The organism is Amycolatopsis tolypomycina, assembly GCF_900105945.1.
Taxonomy (GTDB): Bacteria; Actinomycetota; Actinomycetes; order Mycobacteriales; family Pseudonocardiaceae; genus Amycolatopsis; species Amycolatopsis tolypomycina.
In genome coordinates, this window is record NZ_FNSO01000004.1 from 6,280,791 (window position 1) to 6,296,325 (window position 15,535).

The following is a 15,535-nucleotide window of genomic DNA, read 5'->3' on the forward strand; positions in this document are numbered from 1 at the left end:
CGGGCGTGGCCGCGCTCGGTCAGTAGCTGCGCGGGGTCCAGACGACACCGCCGTCCACGCGGGTGCGGCTGGACCCCACGATCAGCAGGCAGCGCATGTCCACAGTGGACGGTTCGAGGTCGCCGAGCGTGGTGATCCGGATGTCCTCCTCCGGGCCGCCCACGTCCCGCGCCACCACGACCGGTGTGGCGGGCGCGCGGTGGCGCAGCAGCACGGCACGGGCGTCGGCCAGCTGGGTCGTGCGGGTCCGGGACGCCGGGTTGTACAGCGCCAGCACCAGGTCGGCCGCGCCCGCCGCGTCGAGGCGTTTCTCGATGATCTCCCACGGCTTCAACCGGTCCGACAGCGACAGCACGCAGTAGTCGTGCCCCAGCGGCGCGCCCACCCGGGAAGCCGCCGCCTGGGCCGCCGTCACGCCCGGGACGATCCGGACGCGGACGCCCGCGCCGTGGCCCTCGGCCACCTGTTCCAGCACCGCCGACGCCATCGCGAACACCCCCGGGTCGCCCGAGGACACCACGGCGACCCGCGAACCGGACGCGGCCAGGGACAGCGCCTCGCGCGCCCGGTCCGCCTCGACGCGGTTGCCCGACGCGTGCCGCTGCTGGCCCGCCTTCTGCGGCACCCGCGCCACGTACGGGCCGTACCCGACGACGTGCTCCGCCGCGTCGAGTTCCGAGGCCGCCTCCGGCGTCAGCCACTCCGGGCCCGCCGGGCCGAGTCCCACGACGACGACTTCGCCACCCGAAGAAGGCGAAGGCACCGGAGCCGACGGAGAAACCCGGGACGCGTAAGCCGGCGAAGGCAGCAACGCCAGCGAGAAGTACGGCACCGTCGACGGGTCCACCGAGGCCAGAGGCTCGATCCGCTGCTGCCCCCACGTCGCGCGCTCGACGTAGACGGCGTCGTCCAGCTTGCCCGCCTCCGCGAACGCCTCCCGCACGGACGAGAACGTCCGGCCCAGTTTCAGCACCGCCGCCGCGTCGGTGTCCGCCAGGCGACGGGCCAGCTCCGGGGCCGGCAGTGTGCCCGGCAGCACCGTCAGCACCTCGTCGCGCTGTACCAGCGGGCGGCCGATCACCGACGACGCCGCGCTCACCGATGTCACCCCCGGCACGACCACCGCCTCGAAGCGGCCCGAGAGCCGTTCGTGCATGTACATGTAGGAGCCGTAGAAGAACGGGTCGCCTTCGCAGAGCAGCACCACGTCGCGGCCCGCGTCGAGGTGCTCGGCCAGCCGCTTCGCGCTCAGCTCGTAGAAGTCGGCGATCGCGCCTTCGTACCCGCCCGGGTGGTCGGTCGTCTCCGTCGTGACCGGGTAGACGAGCTTCTCCTCGATCTGCCCCTCACGCAGGTACGGCTCGGCGACCGACCGCGCGATGCTGCGGCCGTGCCGCGCGCAGTGGTAGGCGATCACCGACGCCTCGGAAATGAGGCGCGCCGCCTTGACCGTCATCAGTTCCGGGTCGCCGGGGCCGAGCCCGACGCCGTACAGGGTGCCCGTCATTCTTCGGCGCTCGCGAGGGCGTTGATCGCCGCGACGGCCATCGCGCTGCCGCCGCGACGTCCGTGCACCACCAGGTACGGGGCCGGGGCCCGCTTCGCCAGCTCCACTTTGGACTCCACGGCTCCGACGAACCCGACCGGGACGCCGATGATCGCCGCGGGCGCGCCGACGCCTTCGTCGAGGATCTCCAGCAGGCGGAACAGCGCCGTCGGCGCGTTGCCGATCGCCACGACCGAGCCGGGCAGCTTGTCGCGCCACAGTTCCAGCGCCGCCGCCGACCGCGTGGTGCCCATGCGCTCGGCGAGCCCGGGCACGCTGGGGTCCGACAGGGTGCAGAGCACTTCGTTGTTCGCCGGCAGCCTGCGCCGGGTGACGCCGCTGGCGATCATCTGCGCGTCGCACAGGATCGGCGCGCCTGCCTCCAGCGCGGCGCGGCCGGACTCGACGACGTCGAGCGTGTAGCGCAGGTCGTCGACCAGATCGACCATGCCGCAGGCGTGGATCATCCGGACCGCGCACCCGGCCACGTCGTCGGGCAGGATCGCCAGGTCCGCCTCCTCGCGGATCGTGGCGAACGAGTGCCGGTAGATCTCGGCACCGTCCCGCAGGTAGTCGATCACAGGTTCCCTTCCATCTCGTCGAGCGGCACCCACCGGCCGTCGATGCGGTAGCCCCCCGCTTCGGCGACAACGTCCACATGGGACTGCGACGGCTTCCCGCACCGCCGTTCGCAGCCCGAGAAGTGTGCGCGCAGACCGGGCCGGAACACGGCGTCGGCCCGGACGTCGGCGCGCGACTTGGCGCAGCCCGGACGGCCGATGCACGCGGTGGTCCCGAGTGCCTCGCCGCCGAAGCCCAGCCGGTCGAAGACGTCGGCGGGCACGTCCGGCAGCACCACGGACTTCCAGGGCGTGACCAGCGCCGGGCCGAACTCGGCCAGTGCCCGCGCCTGCGTCGCGGACAGCTGCCCGAAGCGCGGCACGACGGCCGCCGCGAACCCGCTGTCGCGCTCGATCAGCCCCGCCGGGATCTCCGCCGGGAGCCGCGGCACGGGTGCCCCGCGCCAGGCCGGGTCGTCGAGTTCGGCGACGCGCCAAGCGGACCCGCGCACCCGGCCGAACTCCAGCGCGACCTCGACGAGCGTCGCGACGGCGTCGGCGCGGGCCACCCGCCGTCCGGTGTCGCCGCCCGCGAGCAGGAGCGTGCCGGTGCCGGAATCGAGGGCGTGCCAGCAGACGTCGGCACCTTCGCCGGCGACGTCGCCGCGGCCGTCGTCGAAGGCGAAGAGGAACCGTCCGGGCAGGTCCGCCAGCTCCGGCGTCGCGCACAGCGCGGCATCGAGGGCGGCCGCCAGCCCGCGGACGTCGGCGCGGCCGCCGCGCAGCCCGCTCAACGGCGACGCGAGCACGTTGCGGACCCGTTCGTGCGACGGCGAAGGCAGCAGGCCGGCGTCGGTCAGCCGGGCCGCCAGGCCGGGCCGGGTGACGCCGCGCAGCTGGACGTTGCCGCGCGAGGTGAGGTGGAGTTCGCCGTCGCCGCACGCCTCGGCCGCGTCGGCCAGCGCGCGCAGCTGCACTGCGGAAATCGCGCCGCCGGGCAGCCGCACGCGGGCCAACGGGCCGTCGGCGGCGTCGTGGGGTGCGGAAACACCGGGGCACGCGTCGGCTCGCACACGTGCTGGGGACGGCATGGGGTCACTGTAGCTGGCGGTTTTCCGGCTCCCGCGGCTCCGGACGCGGCCGGATCCGGGCGGTTCCGGCGTCCAGGTCCACGTCACGCCGGGGTGGCGCGCCTTCGGCGTCCTGCTCGACGAGCATCGACATCGTTTCCCGGTGTTCCAGCTCACGTCGCTTGGTCCCGTACAGGAACGCCGTCGTCTCTTCGAGGTACGTGGCCGACAACCGTGCTTTGAAGCGCGAGCCGTTCTTGCGCGGCCGCAGCTCGATCGCGGCCATGACCAGCAGGATCACGACGCCGCCCGGAAGGGCGAGGCCCAGCCAAGTTCCCATGCCCCGGCGAACCGGGTGACCGCCGGTCAAGTTCCCGAGACCGCAGAACTCTGATCAAATGTAGTAGGTGTGCTACATTCGATCGCATCAGTCAGATGGGGGTGACCGAGATGAGAGACCCAGCCGATTCCGTCGTCCGCGTGCGGGGGCTGCGGATGCGGTACGGCACGAACGACGTGCTCCACGGCGTCGACTTCGAGGCGTACCGGGGTGAGGTCGTCGGCCTGCTCGGGCCGAACGGCGCGGGCAAGACCACGACGATCGAGATCCTCGAGGGCTTCCGCAGGCGATCGGCCGGCGAGGTGAGCGTGCTGGGCGTGGACCCGGCGCACGGCGGCGAAGACTGGCGGGCGCGACTGGGGGTCGTGCTCCAGTCCTGGCGCGACCACGGGAAGTGGCGCGTCCGCGAGCTGCTCGCGCACCTCGGCCGCTACTACGCGCCGTACTCGACGGCGTCGCACCCGCGGCCGTGGGACGCCGACGAGCTGATCGCCACGGTCGGGCTCACCGAGCACGCGGACAAGAAGCTCAAGCAGCTCTCCGGCGGCCAGCGGCGGCGGCTCGACGTCGCCATCGGCATCGTCGGGCGGCCCGAGCTGCTGTTCCTCGACGAGCCGACCGCGGGCTTCGACCCCGAGGCCCGGCGGGAGTTCCACGACCTGGTGCACCGCCTGTCCGACGAGCTCGACACGACGATCCTGCTGACCACGCACGACCTCGACGAGGCCGAGAAGCTGGCCGACCGGATCCTCATCCTCAACGGCGGCCGGATCATCGCCGACGGCTCGGCCGACCAGCTCAGCCGGCAGATCGCCGGCGAGGCCGAAGTCCGCTGGAGCGTCGGCGGACAGCGCTTCGTCCACTCGACGACCGAAGCGACGAAGTACGTCTACGACCTGTTCAAGCAGCACGGCGAGGCGGTGGCGGACCTCGAGGTCCGGCGGGCGTCGCTGGAGGACACCTACATGACGCTGGTCCACCGCGCGGAGACCGGCGGCGAGACGGAGCTCGGACTCCAGGAAGCGGGTGCGCGATGAACGCCAGGACGGCCGCGCTGCGCTCCGGGCTGGCCCGCGGCTGGATCGAGTTCAAGCAGACGTGGACCAACGCCGAAGACCTGATCAGCCAGCTCGTCTTCACGGTGCTCCTCATCGGCACCGTGTTCTTCATGCGGAACGCGACCCTGCCCGGCACGTCGCTCTCCCTCGGCGCCGCGACCGTGCCGGGCCTGCTCGGCGCCGGCATCGTGTTCACCGGCCTGACCGGCGCGGCGGGTTACCTGGCCATCGACCGCGAGGACGGCACCTTGCTGCGTGCGAAGGCGACCCCGCACGGGATGCTCGGCTACCTGGTCGGGAAGACGACGATGCTGTCGCTCTCCCAGATCACCTCCCTGGTGGCGGTCCTCATCCCCTGCCTGTTCGTGTTCCCCGGGCTGGCACCCGACGGCGTCCGGGACTACCTGCACCTCGCGTGGGTGCTGGTGATCGGGCTGTTCGCGACCATGCCGATCGGCGCGGCACTGGGTTCGCTGGCCGGCAGCTCGCGCTCCACGGGCCTGATCGTGCTGCCGGTGATGGGCCTGGGCGCGATCTCGGGGATCTTCTACCCGATCACGGCGCTCCCGGAGTGGGTCCAGGGCGTCGCGCAGGTGTTCCCGATGTACTGGCTGGGCCTCGGGATGCGCTCGGCGCTGCTGCCGGACACCGCGCTCGCCGCGGAGATCGGCCAGTCGTGGCGGCCGCTGCCGACCCTGGCGGTGCTCGTGGCGTGGTCTGTGATCGGATTGGTGCTCGCGCCGATCCTGCTCCGCCGCATGGCCCGGCGCGAAGCGGGTTCGTCGCTGGCCCAGCGGCGGCAGAAGGCCATGCAGCGTGTGGGGTAGTGATGAGTGAGGTCGTCTACAACCGGATCGCGATGCTGCGCGCGGAACGGTCGATCTCGCGGCGGCAGCTGGCCGAGGCCCTCGGCGTGCACTACCAGACGATCGGCTACCTCGAGCGCGGCGAGTACAGCCCTTCGCTGTACCTGGCGCTGCGGATCGCGGAGTTCTTCGAGGTGTCCGTGGAAGTGCTGTTCTCGACGAAGCCCTTCCCGCGGCTGGGCGAGCGGTCCGCCTAGGGCCGGGTGAGCTCGGCCTCGGCGAGCGCCCGGACGACGTCGGCGCGTCGTCCGGGCGACTCGCGCACCGTCCGGCTCAGCTCGACGTGCAGGAACACCGTGTCGTCCGCCGCCGCCAGCTTGCCCTGGACGTTCTTCGTCCCTTCAAGCGCTCCGCAGCGCTCCTCCCAGGCCCGGCACACCGCGAAGCCGTCCGCGGTCAGGCGGGTCGCCGTCCGGCGGGCCGCGTCGCCCGCCACCGCCGCTCCCGCCGAGAGCACGACGTCCGTCGACGGCAGGTTGTCGTCGTGGAAGCCGTGCAGCTGGACCTGGGCCAGCCCGCGCCCGGCCAGTGCCGAAGCCACGACGTGGAACACCGAATCCTCTTCGTGCGCGACATCGGCCTTGCTGTCGTCGGCCTTGCGGTGCGCGCCCGCCACCAGCAGCACCGCGCCCGGCGTGCGGCGGAACAGGTCGACGCCCAGCAGCTCGGTCCGCAGGTCGAACGCCGGGTGGGGCACCTCCACGGCCAGCGACGGCGGCGCCGACCGGTCGATCACGTACATCCCCCACGCCCGCTCGGTGCCGGGCTCGTTCACCGCGACCGTGTACGGCCGCCCGGTCGCCGGGTCGACGCCGTCACGCACGGAGAAACCGAGTTTTTCGAAATCCGCGGCGCCGTGACGGTCCAAAAGCGCAGCGAAACCGGCCGCCGCCGTACGACGTTCGTCGGATTTCGGTGAGCGGTACTCCTGGTCCGCGGACAGCGTGCCGGTGAAGTCGGTCACCAGGGAATCCAAACCGGCCTCCGGGGCGGGTTTCGGCGGCACGTCGTCACCCAGCGTCAGCACCAGGGTGAGGACCAGGCCCAGAGCAACGGCCACGCCGGCCACGCTGAGCAACATCCGCGGTCGGCTCATCACCACCCGGAGTGTACTGATTCACCCATTCGTTAGCCTTAGTCGCCATTTGTCCCCCGATGGGGGCGGTTGTAACGTCACCCAAGACAACATTGATACCTTCATGTAACCCGAACGGGTGGGGTGCTTCGGTAATGGCCGCGGTCCGGGCGATCCCCGGGAACCGCACGACTTGAAGGGCCTGGGGAGACCCTCTTGAACCAGCACGAAGTACGCACGGCGCGGCTGCGCGCCCAGATTCCCGAGGCGGGGTTCCCCCGCGGCGCCGGCGTCGCCTCCGCGACCACGTTCGTCCTGTTGCTGCTCATCGCCGCCTTCACCGCGCTCTACCTGTCCACGGCGGGTCCGCTGGCCCTGGTCCGCGCGAACGACGCCGCCGGCCGTGTGCCCGACGAGGTGACCGCGGGCCAGCAGCGCACCACCGCCGGCATCGCGCAGAGCGTCGCGACTTCGGCGACGGCCGCCGCCGGCGACCTGCAGGTCGCGACCGGCTCCGGCGTGTTCGACACGGCGGACGACACCGCCCTCCTCACCCGGCTGGGTGAAACGTACGACGACTGGCGCGGGATCGCCGTCTACGACCCGGCCGCGCAGAAGGTCCTGGCCACCCGGGGCGAGCCGGTGCCCGTCGAGACGCTGCGCGGGGTCGCCGTCGCGAACCTCACCGTCCGCCCGGTCGCCCGCCCCGGCGACACCCCGCTCGTGCTGACCGCGCTCCCGCTCACCGGCCCCCGCAGCGGCAAGCTCCTCGTCGTCTCGACGGCGCTGCGCACCACCGCGGGCGACCTCGACGAGGCCAGCGGGCAGCAGGTCCGCCTGGTCACCGCGGACGGCGCGGTCCTGCACACGCACGGCTCCGACGTCGCCGCGACCGACGCCCCCGCCCAGGAGCTGCTCGCCCGCGCCGCCACCGCGGCCGCGGCCGGGCAGTCCGGCGTCCTCACCGGAGCCGCCGTCGCCGAGAAGACGGAGAAGGGCCAGGAGCGGGCCCCGGTCGTCGCCTACGCCCCGGTCTCCCCCGCGGGCATCGGCGGCAGCCTCGGCCTGTCCGTCGTGGCGTTCAGCCGCGCCCCGGTCGAGGCCGTGCCGGTGCGCTGGCCGGGCCTGGTCCCCGCCGCCGCGCTGCTCGTGCTGGCCGTCGCGGGCTTCGTCCTGCTGCGCCGCACGGTCGTCGCGCCGATCCGCCGGCTGCGCACCGACGCGCTCGCCGTCGCCGCCGGGGTGCTCGGCAAGCCGGTCCGGCAGTCGCGGATCCGGGAGGTCAACCGCGTCACCGCCGCGCTCGAGCGGTCACGGGCGAAGCTGCGCCGCCGCAAGCCCGCGCCGCGGGTCCGCCCGTTCCTGTCCGCCCAGCTCGTCATCGCGCTGGTCGCGCTGGCCCTGCTCGGCTGGTCCGGCGCGGTCGCCGCGACGCTCGGCCGTCAGCACGCCGAGGTGTCGCCGACCATGCTCAGCGAGCACGGGCTCCGCGTCACGCGCTCGGCCGACACCCTGCGCCGCAGCCTCGCCGAAGGCCTCACCGACCTGCAGTCCGTCGCCCGGCTCGGCAAGGGCAAGGAGCCCGGCGAGCTGCGGGGCATGCTCGACCGGCTCGCCGGCACCGAAAGCCGGTTCCGCAGCGTCTACGTCGCCGACGCCGAAGGCGCGGTCCGGCTGCTGGCCGGGCGCGAGTCGCTGCGCGACCCCGGGAAGCTGCCCGACGGCGAAGGCCTGCGCCAGCACAACACCAGCGGCCGCGTCCCGGTCGTCTACGCCTTCACGCCGTTGCCGGATTCGAAGAACGTCCTGGTCGGCGAGTACGACGTGCCGCGCATGGCCGGCCTGCTCGGCTCCGCGGTCGGCCGCGTCCGCGTGGTCGACGAGGGCAGGCGCACGATCGCCGACACCGAGGGCTACCTCGCGTTTTCGCCGCTGTCCGACCCGGCGCTGATCAAGAACGCCGACGCCGCGCAGGCGGGCAAGGACGCCCGCGAGACGACGTCGTCCGCGCTCGTCGCGGCGCAGCGGCTGGCCGACAAGGGCAACGCCGCGACGCTGAAGTGGGTCGTCGTCGCCGAGCAGCCGATCGGCTCGCTCGGGCTCGCGGACAACACCGTGCGCTCGGGCGCGCGGGTCGCCGCCCTGCTCACCGCCGTCGTCGCGTTGCTGCTGTTCGCCTGGCACCTGCTGGTCGTCGTGCGGCCGCTGCGGCGGGTCGGCGACCAGGCGCGGCGGATCGCGGGCGGCGACACCGGCACCGTGGTCTACCCGCAGCGCCAGGACGAGATCGGCACCGTCGCCTCCTGCGTCGAGATCTGCCGCCAGGCCCTGACCGACGGCCGCGACCGGCTCGGGGAGGTCCGGCGGCCGGCCGGCGCGGCGACCGACGAGACCGAGCTGCTGCAGAAGATCGTGGACGAGCCGGCGCCCCGGGCCCGGCCCCAGCGGAGACAGCCGCCGCACGCGGCCCGTCCCGCCCGGCCGCGCCCGCAGGCGCCCCCGCGGGTCCCCGCCCGCACGCCCGAGGAAAAGGCCAAGAGCGACTACCTCAGCTGGCTGGACGGGGCCGGGGTCTGACGTGACGTTCCTCTACGTCGTGCTGGTCACAGCGTCGGCGGTGATGCTGGCCGCCGGGATCGCCGAGCAGCGGCAGCACTACCGGCACCTGCACAGCATCCCGACGCGCGTGCTGGTCAACGGCATCCGCGGCAAGTCGTCCATCACCCGCCTCTGCGCGGGTGCGCTGCGCGGCGGCGGGCTCGTCACCACGGCGAAGACCACCGGGACGGCGGCCCGCTTCATCCACCCGGACGGCAGCGAGGAACCGGTCTACCGCAAGTTCGGCATCGCCAACGTCGTCGAGCAGATCGGCATCGTCCGCCGGGCCGCCGCGTACCGGCCCGACGCGCTGGTCATCGAGTGCATGGCCGTCATGCCGGACCTGCAGGAGATCAACCAGAGCAAGCTGATCCGCTCGACCATCGGCGTGCTCTGCAACGTCCGCGAGGACCACCTCGCCGAGATGGGCCCGACGCTCGACGACGTCGCGCGCTCGCTGAGCCGCTCCATGCCGGTCGGCGGGATCTGCCTGACCGCGGAGAAGGACCGGCTGCACATCCTCCAGGAGGAGGCGGACAAGCGGAACTGCGAGCTCATCGCCGTCGACCCCGAGTCGGTCACCGACGCCGAGATGCGCGGCTTCGGCTGGATCACGTTCAAGGAGAACGTCGCCATCGCGCTGGCCGTGGCGGAGCTGCTCAACGTCAACCGGCAGCTCGCTCTCGAAGGCATGTGGGCCGCGCCGCCGGACCCGGGCGTGCTGCAGGTCCACCGGTACCGGGCCGGACGCCGTCACCTGCGGTTCGCGAACGTCTTCGCCGCGAACGACCCCGAGTCGACGTTGCTGAACATCGACCAGCTCCGCCGCCAGGGCGCGATCACCGACCCGCTGCACGTGATCATCAACTGCCGCCCGGACCGCGTCGAACGCAACGGCCAGATGGGCGCGCTCATCCCGGAGATCGCCCCGGAACGCGTGGTGCTGATCGGTGAGCCGACGCGGAGTGCCCGCGTCGCGATCCCGAGCGAGTGGCACGACCGCGTCGTCGACCTCGGCGGCTCGCGGTCGCCGCGCGAGCTGCTGCGCGGGATCGTCGGCGGCGTCGGGCGGCAGGCGTCGCTCGTCGCCATCGGCAACATCCACGGCCAGGGGGAACTGCTCATCGAGGAACTCGCCAAACTGGAACCGGTCGCCTGATGCTCACCACGTCCCTCGCCCCCGAGGTCGCCACCGTCGGCCTGGCCATCGGCCTGCTGCTGTCGCTGGTCTGCTACCTGACGACGAACCTGTCGCCCGGCGGCATGATCACGCCGGGCTGGATCGCGCTGACCATGGTGGAGGACTACCGCCGCGCGGCGATCATCGTGCTGATGACGGCGCTGACGTTCGGCGGCACGAAGGTGCTGCAGCGCGTGGTGATCCTCTACGGCAAGCGGCTGTTCGCCGCGGTCGTGCTGCTCGGGGTCGTGCTGCAGACGACGTTGCTGCTCGTGCTGCAGGCCGACTTCCCGCTCCTGTTCGTGCACCAGACCCTCGGGTTCGTCGTGCCCGGCCTGGTCGCCTACCAGCTGGTGCGGCAGAAGCCGGTGGCCACGATGCTCGCCACCGGCGGCGTCAGCCTGGCCTGCTACGCGGTCCTGATCAGCGGTGTGCTGGTCGGGCTGGTCCCGGTGGTGTGAGGTGACGATGCGCAGGGCGGTCCGGATCGGCGTGCTGGCCGCGGTCATCGGCGTGTCCGGCGCGGCCGCGTTGTACGTGGCGCGCGGCCAGGAGCAGGAGATCACGGCGATCTCGGCGTCGGCCGCCCCGACCGGCGCGGCGGTCACCGGCGGGTACACCTACGAGCGGCTCGACAAGCCGGCCCGGACGGTGGTCCGCGACGCGGCGGGCGCCCAGCTCGCGTCCTTCACCGACGGCTCCCGCACGGTGCTGCTGACCGGCCGGTCGCGGACGTTCACCGAGCCGAAGTTCACCAAGGTCAGCGTCACCTCGACGGCCTGGATCCGGCTCGCCCCGCAGCCGTGGCAGGCCGGCGCGGAGAAGGAGAAGTGGTTCACCGACTGGCTGCCGAAGGCGGTCGGCGACACCGACCCGGACGTCCTGGCCATCGCCCTGCAGTACACCGACGGCGCGGCCGACCAGATCGCGAAGAAGCTGCGGGTCGGCGGGGACGCCAACTTCGGCCCGGACAGCGCCGAGGGGCGGCTCGAGAAGTCAGATTTCTACGACTACCTGGGCATCGGCTGGGACTTCCCGGGTGGGGTCCACGAGGCGGCGGAGCCGGCCCGGGCGCGGTCGCTGGACTGTTCCGGGTTCGTGCGGATGGTCTACGGCTACCGGTCGGGCTACCCGCTGCTGGGCACGAACACGAAGGGCTCTGGCCTGCCGCGTCGCGCGTGGGCGATGTCGGAGCTGGGGCCGGGCACCGAGGTCGTCCGCGACGAGAAGAAGCAGGCGACGGACTTCAGCACGCTCCAACCGGGTGACGTGCTGTTCTTCAACCTGGAGCCGAACCTGGGGCCGCAGGTGTCGCACACCGGCATCTACCTGGGCATCGACAGCGACGGGCACCACCGCGTGCTGTCCAGCCGGAAGGTCGCCAACGGGCCGACGTTCGGCGACGCCGGCGGGGTGTCGCTGATCGACGGGTCCGGCACGTACGCCAAGGCGTTCCGCGCGGCCAAGCGGCTCTGAGGCGCGCCCGACGTCACCTTGACGCCGCCTGCGTCCGCACCGGAGAGTGGGTGCGATACCCACGCGTCGGCAGGTGGAGGAACCCGGTGAGAGTCCGGGGCGGTCCCGCCACTGTCACCGGAGAGACTGCTCTCCGGGAGCCAGGAACTCCGGCCGGCGCGCCCGTCTACCCGGGGCGCGGACCCCGAGGAGGAACCTCGTGATCCTGCTTCTGTCCACTTCGGACACCGACCTGCTCAGCGCCCGCTCCGCCGAGGGCCCGTACCGGCTGGCGAACCCGTCGCGGATCGACGTCGCCGAGCTGCCGGGCCTGCTCGACGGCGTGCGCATCGTGGTCGTCCGCATCCTCGGCACCCCGCGGACGTGGCAGGACGGCCTCGACACGCTGCGGGCGTCCGGCGCGCACGTCGTCGTCCTGGGCGGGGAGCAGACCCCGGACGCCGAGCTGATGAAGCTCTCGACCGTGCCGATCGGCATCGCCGCGGAGGCCCACGCCTACCTCGCGCAGGGCGGCCCGGCGAACCTGACCCAGCTGCACCGGTTCCTCTCCGACACGCTCCTGCTCACCGGCGACGGCTTCGAGCCGCCCGCGGCGCAGCCCGCGTGGGGCGTGCTCGAACGTCCTTCGCGCGGTGACGGCCCGGTCATCGGGATCCTCTACTACCGGGCGCACCACCTGTCCGGGAACACGGCGTTCGTGCACGCCCTCGCCGACGAGATCGAGGCCGCGGGCGGGCGCGCGTTGCCGATCTACTGCGCTTCGCTGCGGACGCGCGAGCCGGAGATGATGGCCGAGCTGGCTTCCGTGGACGCCCTGCTGGTCACCGTGCTCGCGGCCGGCGGCACGCGGCCGTCCGAGGCAGGCGCCGGCGGAAACGACGAGGCCTGGGACGTCGCCGAGATGGCCGCCCTCGACGTCCCGATCCTGCAGGCGCTGTGCCTGACCAGCGACCGCGAGACGTGGGCGGCCAACGACGACGGCCTCTCGCCGCTCGACGCCGGCAACCAGATGGCCGTGCCGGAGTTCGACGGGCGGCTGATCACGGTGCCGTTCTCGTTCAAGGAGCTCGACGAAGACGGCCTCCCCCGGTACGTGCCGGACGCCGAGCGCGCGTCCCGCGTCGCCCGCATCGCGCTGGCGCACGCGCGGCTGCGGCACACGCCGCCTTCGCAGCGTCGCATCGCGCTGATGCTGTCCGCGTACCCGACGAAGCACTCTCGCGTCGGCAACGCGGTCGGGCTGGACACGCCCGCGTCGGCGATCGAGCTGCTGCGGCGGATGCGCGCGGTGGGCTACGACCTGGGGCCGGACGCGTTCCCCGGCGTCGACCCGACCGGCACCGACCAGCCCGACGGCGACGCCCTGATCCACGCCCTGATCGCCGCGGGTGGCCAGGACCCGGAGTGGCTGACCGAGGAACAGCTCGCCGGGAACCCGATCCGCGTCCCCGCCGAGCGCTACCGGCAGTGGTTCGACGCTCTCCCGGCCGACCTGCGTGAGGGCGTCGAAGAACACTGGGGCCCGGCGCCGGGCGAGCTGTACGTCGACAACGGCGACATCGTGCTGGCGTCCCTGCAGAGCGGCAACGTGATCATCATGATCCAGCCGCCGCGCGGGTTCGGCGAGAACCCGGTCGCGATCTACCACAACCCGGACCTGCCGCCGAGCCACCACTACCTGGCCGCCTACCGGTGGCTGGAAGAGGAGTTCGGCGCGCACGCCGTCGTCCACCTGGGCAAGCACGGGTCCCTCGAATGGCTGCCGGGCAAGACAGCGGGGCTTTCGGCGTCGTGCGCGCCGGACGCCGTGCTCGGGAACCTGCCGCTGGTCTACCCGTTCCTGATCAACGACCCGGGCGAGGGCGCGCAGGCGAAGCGGCGGGCGCACGCGACGATCGTCGACCACCTGATCCCGCCGATGGCGCGCGCGGAGTCCTACGGCGACATGGCGCGGCTGGAGCAGCTGCTCGACGAGCACGCGAACATCGCGGCGATGGACCCGGCGAAGCTGCCGGCCGTGCGCCAGCAGATCTGGACGCTGATCCAGGCCGCGAAGCTCGACCACGACCTCGGCGTCGAAGAACGGCCGCACGACGCGGAGTTCGACGACTTCCTGCTGCACATCGACGGCTGGCTGTGCGAGGTCAAGGACGCCCAGATCCGCGACGGGCTGCACGTCCTGGGCGCGGCGCCGGTCGGCGAAGCGCGCGTCAACCTGGTGCTGGCGATGCTGCGGGCGTCGCAGATGTGGGGCGGCAAGCAGGGCGCGGTGCCGGGCCTGCGGTCGGCGCTGGGGCTCAAGGAAGACGCCCCGATGTCCGAAGTGGACGCGGTCGAGAAGACGGCCCGCGAGCTCGTCCAGACGATGGAGATGCGGGGCTGGGACGCGACGGCGGTCGCGTCGGTCGCCCCGGACCCGCAGGTCGCGAAGGTGCTTTCCTTCGCGGCCGAGGAAATCGTGCCCCGGCTCGCGGGGACGTCCGCCGAGCTGGACGCGGTGCTGCACGCGCTCGACGGCGGCTACATCCCGGCCGGGCCCAGCGGGTCGCCGCTGCGCGGGCTGATCAACGTGCTGCCGACCGGCCGGAACTTCTACACGGTCGACCCGAAGGCGATCCCGAGCCGGCTCGCCTGGGAAACCGGGCAGGCCCTCGCCGATTCACTTCTTCGCCGGTACCGCGAGGACACCGGCGACTGGCCCCGGTCGGTCGGGCTGTCGGTGTGGGGCACGTCGGCGATGCGGACGTCCGGCGACGACGCGGCGGAAGTGCTGGCGCTGCTGGGCGTCCAGCCGGTGTGGGACGAGGCTTCGCGGCGCGTCACGGGCATCGAGGCGATCCCCCTTGCCGAGCTGGGCCGGCCCCGGATCGACGTCACGGTCCGGATCAGTGGCTTCTTCCGGGACGCGTTCCCGCACGTGATCACGCTTCTCGACGACGCGGTCCGGCTGGTGGCCTCGTTGGACGAACCGCACGACGAGAACTACGTCCGCGCGCACGTGGCTTCCGACCTGGCCACCCACGGCGACGCCCGGCGCGCGACGACGCGGATCTTCGGGTCGAAGCCGGGCGCGTACGGCGCGGGCCTGCTGCCCCTGATGGACAGCGGGAACTGGCGCGACGACAAGGACCTGGCCGAGGTGTACGCGGTGTGGGGCGGCTTCGCGTACGGCCGCGACCTCGACGGCCGCCCGGCGCGCGAGGACATGGAGAGCTCGTACAAGCGCATCGTGGTGGCGGCGAAGAACACCGACACGCGCGAGCACGACATCGCGGACTCCGACGACTACTTCCAGTACCACGGCGGCATGATCGCGACGGTCCGCGCACTGACCGGCGCGGCACCGGCGTCCTACGTGGGCGACAGCACGTCGCCGGACGCGGTCCGCACCCGCACGCTGGGCGAGGAGACGGCCCGGGTGTTCCGCGCCCGGGTGGTGAACCCCCGCTGGCTGGCGGCGATGCGGCGCCACGGCTACAAGGGCGCGTTCGAGCTGGCGGCCACAGTGGACTACCTGTTCGGCTTCGACGCCACGGCCGGGGTGGTCGGCGACTGGATGTACGAGAAGCTGACCGAGTCGTACGTGCTGGACGAGGTGAACCAGGAGTTCCTGCGCCAGGCCAACCCGTGGGCGTTGCGCGGGATCGTCGAGCGGCTCAACGAGGCGGCGGACCGCGGCCTGTGGGCGGACCCGGATCCGGAGCTGCTCGCGAAGATGCGCGAGGTGTACCTGTCGCTGGAAGGCGACCTCGAGGCGGAGTAGCGG

At 72.7% G+C, this 15,535-nt stretch carries 13 protein-coding genes and 1 riboswitch; of the genes, 8 read left to right on the plus strand and 5 right to left on the minus strand.

Annotated elements, in window-relative coordinates; genetic code table 11:
• Nucleotides 1-19: 19 nt before the first annotated feature.
• The 4 genes from BLW76_RS38365 to BLW76_RS38380 are packed head-to-tail and all read right to left on the minus strand — an operon-like array spanning nt 20 to nt 3,516.
• Nucleotides 20-1,507 (minus strand): precorrin-2 C(20)-methyltransferase, encoded by a 1,488-nt coding sequence (locus tag BLW76_RS38365; RefSeq protein ID WP_091316803.1) that lies wholly within the window; start codon nt 1,505-1,507, stop codon nt 20-22.
• Nucleotides 1,504-2,127, minus strand: coding sequence for a precorrin-8X methylmutase (locus BLW76_RS38370; protein WP_091316805.1), 624 nt, complete (start codon nt 2,125-2,127; stop codon nt 1,504-1,506). The genes BLW76_RS38365 and BLW76_RS38370 overlap by 4 nt, the downstream gene beginning before the upstream one ends.
• Nucleotides 2,124-3,197: a precorrin-3B synthase gene (locus BLW76_RS38375; RefSeq protein WP_091316806.1), complete on the minus strand. Its 1,074-nt coding sequence runs from the start codon at nt 3,195-3,197 to the stop codon at nt 2,124-2,126. Before BLW76_RS38375 ends, BLW76_RS38370 begins: the two co-directional genes overlap by 4 nt.
• A 4-nt stretch (nt 3,198-3,201) precedes the next feature.
• Entirely contained in the window at nt 3,202-3,516 is a 315-nt protein-coding gene (locus BLW76_RS38380) for a DUF6191 domain-containing protein (RefSeq protein WP_091316807.1), read from the minus strand.
• Between the two features lie 110 nt (nt 3,517-3,626).
• On the opposite strand from BLW76_RS38380, the gene BLW76_RS38385 reads away from it, so the two are divergent.
• The 3 genes from BLW76_RS38385 to BLW76_RS38395 are packed head-to-tail and all read left to right on the plus strand — an operon-like array spanning nt 3,627 to nt 5,637.
• Nucleotides 3,627-4,553, plus strand: coding sequence for an ABC transporter ATP-binding protein (locus BLW76_RS38385; protein ID WP_091320392.1), 927 nt, complete (start codon nt 3,627-3,629; stop codon nt 4,551-4,553).
• A complete protein-coding gene (locus BLW76_RS38390; RefSeq protein ID WP_091316809.1) occupies nt 4,550-5,401 on the plus strand; it encodes an ABC transporter permease in 852 nt (283 codons plus the stop codon). The genes BLW76_RS38385 and BLW76_RS38390 overlap by 4 nt, the downstream gene beginning before the upstream one ends.
• A 2-nt stretch (nt 5,402-5,403) precedes the next feature.
• Entirely contained in the window at nt 5,404-5,637 is a 234-nt protein-coding gene (locus BLW76_RS38395) for a helix-turn-helix transcriptional regulator (protein WP_043784651.1), read from the plus strand.
• Here BLW76_RS38395 and BLW76_RS38400 read toward each other — a convergent pair.
• Nucleotides 5,634-6,536, minus strand: coding sequence for a hypothetical protein (locus BLW76_RS38400; RefSeq protein WP_244170506.1), 903 nt, complete (start codon nt 6,534-6,536; stop codon nt 5,634-5,636). The two genes, BLW76_RS38395 and BLW76_RS38400, sit on opposite strands and share 4 nt — an antisense overlap.
• Nucleotides 6,537-6,731: 195 nt before the next feature.
• Between BLW76_RS38400 and BLW76_RS38405 the strand changes: the two genes are divergently transcribed.
• The 5 genes from BLW76_RS38405 (at nt 6,732) to cobN (ending at nt 15,532) form a co-directional block, all read left to right on the plus strand.
• Nucleotides 6,732-9,092 carry a HAMP domain-containing protein gene (locus tag BLW76_RS38405; protein WP_091316812.1) on the plus strand — a complete coding sequence of 787 codons (2,361 nt, stop codon included), beginning with the start codon at nt 6,732-6,734 and terminating at the stop codon, nt 9,090-9,092.
• Nucleotide 9,093: 1 nt separating this feature from the next.
• Nucleotides 9,094-10,272 (plus strand): poly-gamma-glutamate synthase PgsB, encoded by a 1,179-nt coding sequence (gene pgsB, locus BLW76_RS38410; RefSeq protein ID WP_091316813.1) that lies wholly within the window; start codon nt 9,094-9,096, stop codon nt 10,270-10,272.
• Nucleotides 10,272-10,754, plus strand: coding sequence for a poly-gamma-glutamate biosynthesis protein PgsC/CapC (locus BLW76_RS38415; RefSeq protein WP_091316816.1), 483 nt, complete (start codon nt 10,272-10,274; stop codon nt 10,752-10,754). The genes pgsB and BLW76_RS38415 overlap by 1 nt, the downstream gene beginning before the upstream one ends.
• Before the next feature lie 7 nt (nt 10,755-10,761).
• A complete protein-coding gene (locus tag BLW76_RS38420; protein WP_091320394.1) occupies nt 10,762-11,769 on the plus strand; it encodes an NlpC/P60 family protein in 1,008 nt (335 codons plus the stop codon).
• A gap of 31 nt (nt 11,770-11,800) precedes the next feature.
• A riboswitch (cobalamin riboswitch) is annotated at nt 11,801-11,941 on the plus strand.
• Between the two features lie 27 nt (nt 11,942-11,968).
• On the plus strand, nt 11,969-15,532 hold the full coding sequence (gene cobN, locus BLW76_RS38425; RefSeq protein ID WP_091316818.1) for a cobaltochelatase subunit CobN: 3,564 nt from the start codon (nt 11,969-11,971) through the stop codon (nt 15,530-15,532).
• Nucleotides 15,533-15,535 lie beyond the last annotated feature (3 nt).

Excerpts from the sequence above, each read along its gene's own strand:
- BLW76_RS38390 (WP_091316809.1), top strand. The coding sequence starts at position 4,550 with ATGAACGCCAGGACGGCCGCGCTGCGCTCCGGGCTGGCCCGCGGCTGG.
- BLW76_RS38365 (WP_091316803.1), bottom strand. The coding sequence starts at position 1,507 with ATGACGGGCACCCTGTACGGCGTCGGGCTCGGCCCCGGCGACCCGGAA.
- BLW76_RS38375 (WP_091316806.1), bottom strand. The coding sequence starts at position 3,197 with ATGCCGTCCCCAGCACGTGTGCGAGCCGACGCGTGCCCCGGTGTTTCC.
- BLW76_RS38380 (WP_091316807.1), bottom strand. The coding sequence starts at position 3,516 with ATGGGAACTTGGCTGGGCCTCGCCCTTCCGGGCGGCGTCGTGATCCTG.
- BLW76_RS38400 (WP_244170506.1), bottom strand. The coding sequence starts at position 6,536 with ATGAGCCGACCGCGGATGTTGCTCAGCGTGGCCGGCGTGGCCGTTGCT.
- BLW76_RS38385 (WP_091320392.1), top strand. The coding sequence starts at position 3,627 with ATGAGAGACCCAGCCGATTCCGTCGTCCGCGTGCGGGGGCTGCGGATG.
- BLW76_RS38395 (WP_043784651.1), top strand. The coding sequence starts at position 5,404 with ATGAGTGAGGTCGTCTACAACCGGATCGCGATGCTGCGCGCGGAACGG.
- BLW76_RS38415 (WP_091316816.1), top strand. The coding sequence starts at position 10,272 with ATGCTCACCACGTCCCTCGCCCCCGAGGTCGCCACCGTCGGCCTGGCC.
- BLW76_RS38420 (WP_091320394.1), top strand. The coding sequence starts at position 10,762 with ATGCGCAGGGCGGTCCGGATCGGCGTGCTGGCCGCGGTCATCGGCGTG.